The organism is Microbulbifer maximicatervae (SeqCode), assembly GCF_052468095.1.
Genome location: NZ_CP174332.1, coordinates 283,649 through 296,366, shown reverse-complemented (window position 1 = coordinate 296,366; position 12,718 = coordinate 283,649). Strand labels below are relative to the sequence as shown.

Below are 12,718 nucleotides of genomic sequence, written 5' to 3'. Positions count from 1 at the left end.
CGCAATCCCTATTTCGCCCTGGAGAGACTATTTTTGGTGAAGTCGCGATCGGTAAAACCATTGCCAAATACCCAGTCGCCGTACAACAACTCTGTGGATTTACCAGTCTGGTGATTAACCATTTCCATTTTATTGGCTCGCCAGTATTGATCGCCGTACTGGTTGTAGTCGGAAATCGTGAGGGTCTTCATCAGGTCCCCTTTTCGGTCATAATAGTCGGTTCTCCATGCGCGGTACTCCTCTGTATCAACCCAAAGGTGTTGAATGGAATAACCGGATTTAGGATCAACCGGGTCCAACTCCAGAACAAAGTGATCGCGGCCATCGAAAGACTCGTTGCGCAAATATTTATAGGTGTATTTCTCCACCTCCTGTGAGGCGATATCTTCATAGGAGAATTCACTACCCATAAATGGTCCAGACTTGTTACTGGAGGAAATACGCTTTACTCGCTTTAAAGCAGGCAAATAGAGCCACTGGTCATCGGAGCCCACTTTATGAGTAAAGGACAAAAATGCTGTGCCCTTTACATCCCGAGGGTTGTCAAAAATCACCAGGGATTTATCTCCGTCATTTTCCTGCTCCAGAGTTTTGGTGCGCATAGCCCGCACACTCTCCTCACCATATTTATTGCGCAGGGTCATTGTTAGGCTGTTGCTGAGATCGCCGAATCCCAAGTCGCGGCGGTCCGCCTCCTTGGCAATTTCCAGACCTTTTTCTGCGGCCAGATCCAGTTCACTGGCAGAAACAGATAAAGCTGCCAGAGCCAGGGCACCTGCTAGGGCCCGTGTCAAAAACGGTTTATTAGAGCGGCTGGGTTGCATAGTTTTGCTCCTTATTTTCAATAGGGGTGATAGCGGGGTCGTACGCCTTGGCATCGAGCTTCATCAAGAGAATCGGAAGAAGCAGGAAATCCGCCAGCAAGGCCATCAAAATGCAAATTGCGGTCAGAAGTGCCATGGAAGAATTCATACCGAAGGAGGACTGGGCCAACACCATAAATCCGGCAATCAGAATGACTGAGGTCACAACTATCGCTACACCCACTGAAGAGAAGGCGTAACGCAGTCCGTCCTCCACGTTATAGCCTGCACGGCGCTGGCGCAGGTATTTACTGAGGAAGTGCACTGTGTCATCTACCACAATACCCAGTGCCATACCGGTCACCATAGTGACAGCCACATTGACTTCAGCTACCAGTGCACCCCAGAGGCCAAATGCCAGGCCGGCCGGCAACAAGTTGGGAATTAAGCTTAAGAAACCGAGTTTGACACTGCGCAGGGCAATACCAATCAGTGCAGAAATTAACACCAGCGCAACCAGAGTGCCCACCAACATGCCCTCCATATTGCGCTCGGCAATATTGGCAAACATGATCGCCGGACCTACACCATAGGCAGTTACACCAATGTTTTTCTCCAGCCAATTACTGCCGGCATCCGCTACCGATTTGAGTTCTTTCGACTTGAGGTTATCGAGAGTCACAATAATCTGCGTCGACGACTTAGCCACATTCAGCTGATTATTTAAATCCAAGCCGTAGGGAAGAGACAGCTCGTACAGTAATAAATACTGGGCTGCCAATTCCTGCTCTTCAGGCAACCTGTAGTAGGCCGGATCGTCAGCATGCAGATTTTTGTTCAAGCGCTTGAAAGTATCGCCAATGGTATTGACATGGCGCACCCCGGGCTGGGCCTGCATCCACTCAGTGAAACGCTCCAGATTGGCAAGAAACTCCGGATTGCTAACACCATTGTTGTCACCGGATTCGATCGAGTAAATCAGCTGGTAAATACCGGAGAGGTTGTCATTGATATAATCTGAATCGGTTCGGAACTCCACAGATTCATCAAAGTAACCAACAAAGTCATCATTAATCTCATTGTTTGGAATCATTGCCAGTAATCCCAACGAGACAATGACTCCCGCCAGTAGTATCGGGCGCTGACGGCGAATCACAAAATCTCCCAGAGTATCCATGGAGCGTCCAATTTTGGATTCACTGGCGCGACTCTTGGCTGGCAGTATCGCCATCAATGCAGGCAGTAAGGTAACCGATAAGAAGAAAGCCACCATCACACCCATCGCGGTAATATTACCCAGATCGTGGAAGGGAGGCGCATCGGAAAAGTTCATCGACAAAAAGCCAATGGCGGTAGTGATCGAAGTTAAGAACACGGGCCCCATGTTGAGCTGCAAGCTCTCTTTAATTGCATCGTGCTTGCTGAGTCCACGGCGCATTGCAGCAAATAGACTCACCAATATATGTATCGAGTCCGCCACTGCGAGAGTCATAATAATGGTGGGCGCAGAAGCGGAGGGCGGTGTCAATTTAACACCTATAAAACCGGCCAAACCCATGCCTGCGGCCATGGAGAAGACGATAACCAACAGCGCTGCAAAAGTCGCACTGAAGCTCCGCACCAATAAAAATACAACTGCAATAATCACAAGGTACATGAGCGGAACTAAGGTGCTCATATCTGACTGAGAGGCTTCAAAAAATGCATTACTCAGTAAAATAATACCGGTCGCATAGACCTCTACATCGTATTTTGCCTCAATCTCTTCCATCAATGCCTGTGCAGCTTCAGCCGCTTCAGGGGTTTCATGCATGGATTTTTGTGGAAGCTGGAAGGTGATATTTATCCCTGTAACGGAGCCATCACTATTTACCAGGCGCTCCTTCAAAGTGGGATCTGCCAGCGCTACAGCCTTGATAGAAGCCAGGGTTTCTGCATCTAAACTGCTGGCATTTTCCACCAAGTCCTGTACCAGAAGGTCATCTTCTTCAGCAATGGTGTGCTGGAAGTTAGTGATTGAATCCACCCGCAGCGCATAGGGTAACAACCAGGATTTCTCGGTCATCTCCTCTACGGCTGCCAGGGCATCATTGGAAAAGGCATTGCCATATTTTGGCACTACCGCAAACAGAATATTGTCATTCTTAGTGTAAGTGCGCTGGATTTGCTCATAAGCTTGTAGTTGAGGATTAGCTTCACTAAAGAATGCCCGGTAATCATTGTTGAAACCCAGGAATCTTGCTCCGCTTACCGCAAAGAAGGCTAACAGTAGTGCGCCAATGGCTACCAGCCATCGATATCGAATAAGCCAATCCGCATAACGGCTGACCCAATTCGAAGGTAATTGGGGGGATGACATGAAATCAGCTCCTTCAAACAACTTGATAGAAAAATAATTAATCAACAACCTAAGCAAATGGGTATTTACTTACGGCCACAGAATCCCGTAATAGCCAATATAAGATCAGCTACAAAATTTGATAAAAAGGCACACTAATGCCATCAGCCAAACCGTATATATTGCCGAGACATCAATAAAAAATTATCGCTTTTGGCGCTATAAGAACCACTTCTTTGTAATTAATGGTAGCCAACTATCAGGCAAAGCTTATCTTTCCCCAACACAGGGGCGACCACCAGAGAGCCGTAGAGTTAAGAGAATACCTAATTTAAAATATCGTAAATCTAACAATAAATATAATAATTATTAATATATGCCTAAGACAGGCAGATATATTAGTAACCTGCCAATTATTATCACTATAAATTAACTCGTTAATTATCCTCTAAGAAATAATTAGGGGCTCGACAAGTTAAACATCTCTAATTGTTTCCAACCATTACTTTAATCACGTATTTAGGCCCAAAGTGATTGGTCAGCAATACCAATAGCCTTGGACACCGTAGCTACTTCTGGGCATTCCATTGCGCCCACTACAACAGCAGTACAACAGCCTGCCCAACCTATGACCAACCTATGACCAACCTATGACCAACCAGTATCAATTTCTGTATCACCCAGTCTCGTGAAAACCTTGAGAACCTCCTGCAGCCCTCATTGTTCTGTGGTTATAGCTCTTTCCACAATCTATACAGAACATCTTGAACCGTTCGGTTCATCATGTCAACAGCGGAAATTCAAAATATATAAAGGCAAGACAGCTTGAGGGAGTCGGCTGCGCAAGATCTGAGTTAAAATCGGGCGACGATAATGAGAATGAAGGAATTGTGCTGTGAAAAAACTACTCCTGCCCATCGCAATCGGTGCATCGCTGCTGGCTACTCATGCCTTTGCAAGCGATCCTAAGCCTCAGCAATTGCTGGAAAATACTGAATCCAAAGTGATCGAGTGGCGTCGCCACCTGCACCAGAACCCAGAACTGGGCAATCGCGAATTTGAAACAGCCAAATATATTGAAAAACACTTACGTGCACTGGGCCTTGAAGTTGAAACAGGTATCGCCCATACCGGCCTTGTGGGCTTTTTGAGAGGCGGCAAACCGGGACCAACTGTTGCCTTGCGCGCGGACATGGACGCTCTGCCAGTCACCGAGAGAACCGATGTGCCCTTCGCTTCCAAAGCGAGAACCACTTACCAAGGTAAAGATGTTGGCGTTATGCATGCCTGTGGCCACGATACCCATGTGGCCATGCTGATGGGCACTGCCGAGGTCCTGGCAGGCCTTCGCGATGAGCTGGCTGGAAACGTCTTGTTTATATTCCAGCCCGCAGAAGAAGGCGCACCGGACAATGAAGAAGGTGGCGCGGAGTTGATGCTCAAAGAAGGGATCTTCAAGAAGTACAAGCCGGACGTGGCCTTTGGCCAGCATGTCACTTCATCACTACCCACCGGCGTCATCGGCTATCGCTCGGGCCCGCTTATGGCCGCTGCCGATGAATTCCGTATTACCATCAATGGCCGCCAAACCCATGGCTCACGCCCCTGGGGTGGAGTGGACCCTATTGTCGCCGCCGCACAAGTCGTAATGGGCACCCAAGCCATTGTCAGCCGCCAGATCGACATCACCAAAGAGCCCGCAGTCGTTTCCTTCGGACGTATTGACGGTGGTGTCCGTAACAATATCATTCCCGATAGTGTCTATCTGAATGGCACCATCCGTAATTTTGATATGGATAACCGTGCAGAAATTTTCAAACGCTTAAAAACCACTGCGGAGTTAATTGCTGAAAGCTCCGGTGCAAGCGCAGATGTGGAGATTCTGGAGGGCTATCCGGTAACGATAAATAATGCGGAGCTGACAGAAATGGCCCTGCCTATTCTGAGATCTGCTGTCGGCGACAAGAATGTTGTAGAAGTACCCAAAATCACGGGGGCAGAAGATTTCTCCTACTACGCCAATGAGGTCCCTGGCTTTTTCTACTTCCTGGGAGTAACTCCTAGGGATCAGGATGCTAGCCAAGCTCCAAGCAATCACTCACCGCTTTTCTATGTGGATGAGGACGCTTTGCGTAAGGGTACTGAAGCGCTGACCCTGTTAACTTTGGATTATATGGCGAACTATAAAAAACAGTAATTGTAAAGGAGCCCCTCTTGGGGCTCTCTTTCACAATTATCTATTCCTCAACATCTAAGGTTATAGTTTTTTCAGTTGTTGCTCCATCATCATCCGTAATGCTGAATTTGAAAGACAAAGTGGCGGGCTCTGCTGGTGTCATAAAATAAGCAGTCAGCTTGTCCGCATCAATCAATTCAACTGCAGGGCCAGATACCTGCTCCCATTTCTGGCTCACAATAGTTCCATCCTGATCTCTTGAAGCCCCACCGCTCAAGGTCGAAATTGTATTAATCTTAACACCGCCAACAGCCACATATGCAATAACCATAAACGGTGGAATGTTCCCTTCTACGATTACCGTAAATATACTCGTTACTATTTGGCCATTGTTGTCTTCAACCTCCAGCTCAAACTCCAGAGTAAACTCACTTCCCGGGTTTTGCGGTGCTATAAAACTCGCACTACCATCAGTGTGAGTTATCAATTCAATCCCCCTATCGGAGAGGGAACTCCAGCGATAGTCGACAATATGCGCACCAGGGACATCCCAAGAAATGCCAGGAACCAGTAAGACATTTTCACCGGGCTCAACTTCTTGAGTAGTGCTTATTACTTTCGGGGGAACTAACTCAACATCTACGCTGACGGTCATTTGGCTTGTCGCCCCTCTGTCATCAGTGACACTCAATTTAAATGACAATACAGCTGGCTCTGCTGGAGCTTTAAAATTGGCAATTAAATTATTAGCATTTACTAATTCAACGGGTGGACCCGATACTTGCTCCCATTGTTGGCTCACAATATATCCATCTGGATCATTTGAATAGGAACCATCTAAAGTCACATTTGTATTCGGTTGAACCACTCTCATAGTTCCAACACCCATATTTGGGGGCACATTCCATTTTACAAGTACATTGTATATACCCGTTGCAGTCAGACCATCGTTATCTTCAACCTCAAGCTCAAACTCCAGTGCTAATTCTGTACCCCAGGGAATTTGAGGTGCTGTAAAGCTCGGAATTCCATCGGCGTTGACTGCCAATTCAATATCCGTATTGGAGAGCGAACGCCAACGATAATCTACAATATGACCATCACTATCCGAAGCCGATATAAAAAATAAAACTTCTTTGCCTGGCTCTACCGTTAGAAAAGCATTCCTGACCACAGGAGGTGTTAACACCTTAACAAAAAAAAACCTTTTCTGTTCAGTTTTTGCACCACCGTTATCTTCAATCTCAATCGTAAATACTAATGCTGAGAAAGACACTCCTGGCTCTGCAACTATCCTTGGAACAGTAAAGGTTACGGAACCATCATCAAGCTCTTTCAGCTCAATACGCGGGCCACTAGAAACCTGCTGCCAATGATAGCTAACGATGGTTCCATCGGGATCATAAGACTGGCCTGCGGATAATGTAACCTCTTGGCCGGCAGTAAATGCTGACATTGGCTGGTCGACTATCAAAACAGGAGCTAAATTAACTCCAACACTAACCGCCACTATGCTAGTATTCTTTAGACCCTTATCATCCTCAACTTCCAGCTCGAAAATTAACTCCTGTACAACTCCAGTAATTTCGGAGGGCGCGGTAAAGCTAGCGAAACCATTACCAGAGTCATCTAAGATAACAGGAGTACCGGAAATCTGTGTCCAGCGGTAAGCCACAATACTGCCGTCGGAATCTGAAGACAGAGTACCATTGAGCAGTACCGCCGAATTACCTTCAGCAGTTTGATTTTCACCGGCGATAGCCGTGGGTGGCTGGTTGATATACCCAGCACCACCTTTTAATATAACCAATCCCTGTAACGGATTTGCGACAACGATATCCGCAATACCATCCCCGTTGATATCTCCACTAGCCATACTCTGGGGGCTAGTATAAGTTGCACCAGGAATGGCAATTTGTTCACTCAAAGCCAAGGTACCATCATCTTGCTGTTGATAAATTCTTAAGAACTCTCCACTGTCCGGCAAGACAACTAAATCAGCAAGGCCATCATTATCAATATCTTTTATTAAAAGCTCTCCAGGAGGACTTCCAAAGCTGTGAATTTCAGGTTGCTGTAATAAGCTATCTTCTCCCTGGTAATATACAGCGATTCTTAAATTATCCTGCCCTCCACCCACTATTGATAACGAAATATCATTGCGGCCATCATTATTAAGGTCACCAATTGCGATTCCTTTTATTTTAATATCTTCATTGACATCAGCATTTCCATCTAATTCAATACTGATAATTTCATTCAACCTCAAAGAATCATCCGGCGCTAGAACAACCAACCTACTTTGGGGGGAACCGTTAGCAATTAGAGAAATATCTGTTATACCATCTCCATCCACGTCACCCAGTGCCACCTGCCCTGGACTTTCAATAGCTAGATCGCTAGCGGTACTCACAAAGGTAGGTGGCTCCCCTACTTTATGGGTTATTACAGCACCATTCTCTTCCCAACTAACTCCAAGGATTCCTTTATTATTATTGCCAAGGTCGGCAATTGCGACTCGCTCAGAATAGGAGTTATCCAAGGATTCCGCATATACTAAACCGTTCGCAGGATCTTGCAGGTATAGCTCAGTTACGCCGCCACCAACTCCGACAATAACATCTTTCAAACCATCGCTATCAAGATCACCTACGGTAATAGACTGAGGCAGACTTGCCTCTCCACCTGCAAGGGGGTAATCAATAGATTCAGTCAGGCCACCAAATTCGTCCTGTAGAAATACTTTTAGCTTAAAGTCATTTTCTGGATCAAAATTGCTCGATGTAGTTAGTACAACATCATCAAGTCCATCATTATTTAAATCAGCAATAGCGATGGCCTCTGTTTTTGATCCTGTGGAATAAATCTCTACCGGCTGAAACTGAACCTCTCCAATTGCAGTGCTTGCAAGCAGAAAAGCAGCTGAGGAAAGAGCAAAATATTTTGCAAGTAATTTAAGTTTCACAACATCTCCTTGTGTAATTTGCTTTAAAAAGCGGGCGCAATTTAGCACAAAATATGGAAATAAAAGCAAAACCCAAAGAATTAAATGGCAAAGCAGACACTAGTCTCAAATCATAATTACCAAGACCTAAAATATGAACGCACACAATGAGTTAGAGGAAATATATTTTATAGAAACCTCAAGCAACCATCACACTGCTTGGAGGAAAACCATTTTTTAATATTATTAAAAAACTTAGATCAAATAAGCATATAGAGATAGGCAGAATAAAAGTAAAAAAGAGCCCCGTTGGGGCTCCATCTATTAATTTGAAGGGATCAACTCATAAACTCTAACTGATGTGTCAAAAGTGCTACTTTCTCCATCATCATCGATCACTGTTACAGCAAAAACTAACGTGGCCTGCTCCGAAGGAGCAGTAAAATTAGCGGAAATACTATTTGAATTAGCTATAGCAACTGAAGGACCAGATACTTGCTGCCATTGATAACTTACTATTTCTCCATCCCTATCAAAGGCACCTGAAGCATCAAGGGTAACGGGAAAGTTCGGCTGAACGATTTTCATTAAATCAGAAGGTACTATTGGAGGCATATTCCGCTCCACAGTCACGTTAATCATACTAGTCGACTTAAGACCATCATTATCTTCAACCTCCAGCTCAAAAGTAAGGAGGGCTCTCGATTCAGCAGAAATAATAGGTGCGATAAAGCTAGCTGTACCATTAGGATAATTAACTACGTCAATATCGGAAAGCGAACGCCAGTTATAACTAATGATTTCACCGTCAGCATCACTGGACATTCTACCATCCAGAAGAACCTCTTCCCCAGAATAAACTGTTTGGGCAGCGACGGGAATTGCCATTGGCGGAGCAAGCTTCTGTACATTAACTTGAGCAATAACACTGCTTTCCAGACCTTCGTTATCAGTGACTACTAACTCAAACTCCAATATCTCAAAAGATATAAACGGATAGCTAGATATTAATACTGGACTAGAAAAACTGACAGTAGTTTCTGACTCTTGCTCCAACTCTACAGGCTCACCCGCTACTTGTTTCCACTCATAGCTAATAATCTCTCCGAATAAATCTCTTGAGGAACTACCATTTAGGGTTACAACCTCATCCGCACCTACTACCTGAAAGGTATTTGTAATTGCTGTAGGAGGAATATTTCCATCCAAAGTAATGATTGCTTTATCAACAGAAACTATATTTTCATTATCTTCAATTTCTAATTCGAAAACCAAAGATTCATCCATACCCAAATACGAGTATTTAGATAAAGGTGCGAGAAAAGTAGCAAACCCATTACTCGTGTCATTTAATGTTACAGGGGAACCTGACAGCTGTCTCCAGCGATAATCTATAATGCTTCCATCTCTATCAGATGAGTGAGTGCCATCTAACAATATTATTTGGTCTTTTCTGGTTTCTTGATCATCTCCTGCATCAGCTAAAGGTGCCAAGTTAGTACCCTGGGTATTTCCCTTCAACAAGACCAAACCGGTAGAGGGGCTTGCAATAACAACATCGGGAATTCCATCGCTATTAATATCCCCTACATCTATCCCCTGAAAATTATTATAAGAATCTTCTGGTATATCATATGAAAAATGCTCCAACATCCTATCACTACTTAATTTTCTATGAATAGATATCGTATTACCCTGCAAAGGAACTGCTATAAATTCGCTACTTAAATCATTATTTAAGTCATAGGCCAGCAATATTCCATATGCATTCTCAACTGGAGCAAAGATAGTATTTTCTAATATCCCATTATCTTTTTGATAAAAAACCATTTCAGTAGTATCAGAATCATCTCCATCGACAGAAAGCCATATATCAGCACGACCATCACTATTCAAATCATCAACTGAAATGTTATTTACTGAAAATGCCTCATCAATTTCATAATATTGTATTGGAGCAAAACTTCCATTTGACTCGGAAAGCATTACAGCCAAAGCACTACGCTCTGACTGCTTGACAACTGTAATAACATCCTCAACACCATCTCTGTTCATATCTTTGAGAGCCAAACTGATTGAATCATCAGGCTCCATAAGATATATATAGGACAAACGATTATTTATCGGATCATCCTTCATAGCATAAATGGCAAGTCCAACTTCCTCAGAACCTATTCCAACAATATCATCAATTCCATCCCCCGTAACATCTGCAACAGCTATTTTGCTAGATCGAGATGAACTGATAGATTCACTTAACACTAGTGTCCCATCATGAAGCTGCGAGAAAATATCTATTCGCTCACCGCCAAATGCAACTGCAATATCCAGAAGTCCATCACCATTTAAATCCCCAACATCAATGGATTTTGGTAGAATTGTGCCATCTCCATCCAGTAAATAATCTACGGGCTCCTGTAACTGTCCATACTCATCTTGTAAAAATATCTTTAGCTTAAAATCATTCTCAGGATCAAAATTACTGGAGGTACTCACTACCACATCATCACGACCATCATTATTCATGTCCGCAACGGCGACAGCCTCCGCTCTTGACCCTGTCGAATAAATCTCTGCTGGCTGAAATTGAACTTCCTCGCTCACAGCACTTGCACATAGAAAGGTAATAGAGGGAAGAACAAAGAATTTCGAGAGTAACTTAAGCTTCACAACATCTCCTTGTGTAAAATCGCTTCAAAAGCGGAAGCAAATTAGCACAAAATGTGAAAATGAAGTGTGATCAATTATGAAATAAAATATCAAGAAAAAGACACAAAAGCAGACACTAGTACCGAAAAAATAAATTTAAAAATTAACTTTCAAAAAATGTATTTCTTTAAGTAAATTAGGCAGGTAAATAGATAAAGTTAAAAGGGACCTCCTAGGTTTTTTCTAAGAAATAAAAAAGCGGCCTAAGCCGCTTTTTTATTTCTTTTAATTAAACACGCTAAGCGCTTTCCGAACGTCCTCTACTAGGACGCCGTCTCGGAGCTCGTTGTGGCTTCTGTCCATCACTGCGACCAGCCTCAGCACCGCGCCCTTTACCGTTACCGCCCGTGCGCTTAGCTGGGGCCCCTTTACCCGCAGAGGCGTTACCACTGCGGCTGCTAGAATTTCCACGCCCCTCAGGCTTACCGCGTCCATTACCGCGGTTGCCCCGACGCTCCTCGCTATTGCCGCGCACTTCACGCCGCCCATCACTCTTCTGAGAGTTACCCGCTGGGCGCTTGCTGGAGCCTGGCTTTTGCAACCCACCCCGCTTTGGATTACCGGATGCGGGCACCTGGTGGTCCGGCTCAAACTCTTCGATTTCCTCGCGCGGAATTGGCTTGCCGATCAAGCGCTCAATATCGCGAAGCTGCTTAATCTCATCAGCGCTAACAAGGGATACCGCTTGCCCCTGAGCGCCCGCACGCCCTGTGCGGCCAATACGGTGGACATAGTCCTCAGGCACATTGGGCAAATCAAAATTTACTACCTGGGGCAGCTGGTCAATGTCGATGCCTCGGGCTGCGATATCAGTCGCCACAAGAATCTGTACTTTGCCGGCTTTAAAGTCCGCCAGGGCACGAGTTCGTGCATTTTGACTTTTATTACCATGAATGGCTGCTGCCAGGATGCCGTCACCTTCGAGCTGTTTTACCAGCCTGTTGGCACCATGTTTAGTTCGACTAAAGACCAAAGCTTGGTGCCAGTTATTATCCCTAATCAAATGACTAAGCAGTTTCGTTTTTCGAGCCTTATCCACAGGATGGAGCTTCTGTCGCACCGTTTTAGTAGTGGAGTTGCGTGGACTGACATCAATTTCCAGCGGATCTTTTACCAAGCCTTTCGCCAGCTGACGAATATCTGGTGAAAAAGTTGCGGAGAATAGAAGGTTCTGACGCTTAGCCGGTAAAATCCTCAATACTCGTTTGATATCGTGGATGAAGCCCATATCCAGCATGCGGTCTGCTTCATCAAGTACTAGAGCTTCTAAGCGATCGAAGCGAATTGCCCCCTGATTGTGCAGATCCAGCAAGCGCCCAGGGGTAGCTACCAAAATATCCGCTCCGCCTCGCAGACGAGAAATCTGGGGGTTGATCTTCACACCACCAAACACCACCGCATGGCGCATAGGCAGGTACTGGCTGTACCCCTGCACATTATCGAAAACCTGAGCCGCCAATTCACGGGTTGGAGTGAGCACCAGTGCGCGTACTTGCCCTTTTCTAGCGCGCTCACCCTGGCTAAGACGATGCAACAGCGGCAAAGTGAAGCCAGCCGTCTTACCGGTACCAGTTTGGGCTGCGGCCATAATATCGCTGCCCTTCATTACCGCTGGAATAGCTTGTGCCTGGATTGGCGTAGGCGCAGTGTATCCCTGCTCTGCAACGGCACGGGCAATCTCCTGGGCAAGGCCCAGATCTTCAAACAACATAAATAAACCTCGAACTGCGCCGCAGGCGCAATCAAAC

6 protein-coding genes are annotated in these 12,718 nt (G+C 45.2%); 1 reads left to right on the top strand and 5 read right to left on the bottom strand.

What is annotated here, in order from left to right; all coding sequences use genetic code 11:
* Positions 1-8 precede the first annotated feature (8 nt).
* A complete protein-coding gene (locus ACJJIL_RS01325; protein WP_413663521.1) occupies positions 9-824 on the bottom strand; it encodes an outer membrane lipoprotein-sorting protein in 816 nt (271 codons plus the stop codon).
* A complete protein-coding gene (locus ACJJIL_RS01320; protein ID WP_444937118.1) occupies positions 805-3,162 on the bottom strand; it encodes an efflux RND transporter permease subunit in 2,358 nt (785 codons plus the stop codon). The genes ACJJIL_RS01325 and ACJJIL_RS01320 overlap by 20 nt, the downstream gene beginning before the upstream one ends.
* Before the next feature lie 874 nt (positions 3,163-4,036).
* On the opposite strand from ACJJIL_RS01320, the gene ACJJIL_RS01315 reads away from it, so the two are divergent.
* Entirely contained in the window at positions 4,037-5,338 is a 1,302-nt protein-coding gene (locus ACJJIL_RS01315) for a M20 family metallopeptidase (RefSeq protein WP_413663523.1), read from the top strand.
* 40 nt (positions 5,339-5,378) lie between these two features.
* Here ACJJIL_RS01315 and ACJJIL_RS01310 read toward each other — a convergent pair whose 3' ends face one another.
* The 3 genes from ACJJIL_RS01310 to ACJJIL_RS01300 form a co-directional block, all read right to left on the bottom strand.
* The gene (locus tag ACJJIL_RS01310; protein WP_445361016.1) at positions 5,379-8,282 is read right to left on the bottom strand and encodes a PKD domain-containing protein; all 2,904 of its coding nucleotides are present in this window, start codon (positions 8,280-8,282) and stop codon (positions 5,379-5,381) included.
* Between the two features lie 303 nt (positions 8,283-8,585).
* The gene (locus ACJJIL_RS01305) at positions 8,586-10,931 is read right to left on the bottom strand and encodes an FG-GAP repeat domain-containing protein (RefSeq protein WP_444937116.1); all 2,346 of its coding nucleotides are present in this window, start codon (positions 10,929-10,931) and stop codon (positions 8,586-8,588) included.
* 277 nt (positions 10,932-11,208) lie between these two features.
* Positions 11,209-12,681 carry a DEAD/DEAH box helicase gene (locus ACJJIL_RS01300; protein WP_444937356.1) on the bottom strand — a complete coding sequence of 491 codons (1,473 nt, stop codon included), beginning with the start codon at positions 12,679-12,681 and terminating at the stop codon, positions 11,209-11,211.
* Positions 12,682-12,718 lie beyond the last annotated feature (37 nt).

Coding starts and splice junctions, on each gene's coding strand:
- ACJJIL_RS01325 (WP_413663521.1), bottom strand. CDS start 824: ATGCAACCCAGCCGCTCTAATAAACCGTTTTTGACACGGGCCCTAGCA.
- ACJJIL_RS01300 (WP_444937356.1), bottom strand. CDS start 12,681: ATGTTGTTTGAAGATCTGGGCCTTGCCCAGGAGATTGCCCGTGCCGTT.
- ACJJIL_RS01320 (WP_444937118.1), bottom strand. CDS start 3,162: ATGTCATCCCCCCAATTACCTTCGAATTGGGTCAGCCGTTATGCGGAT.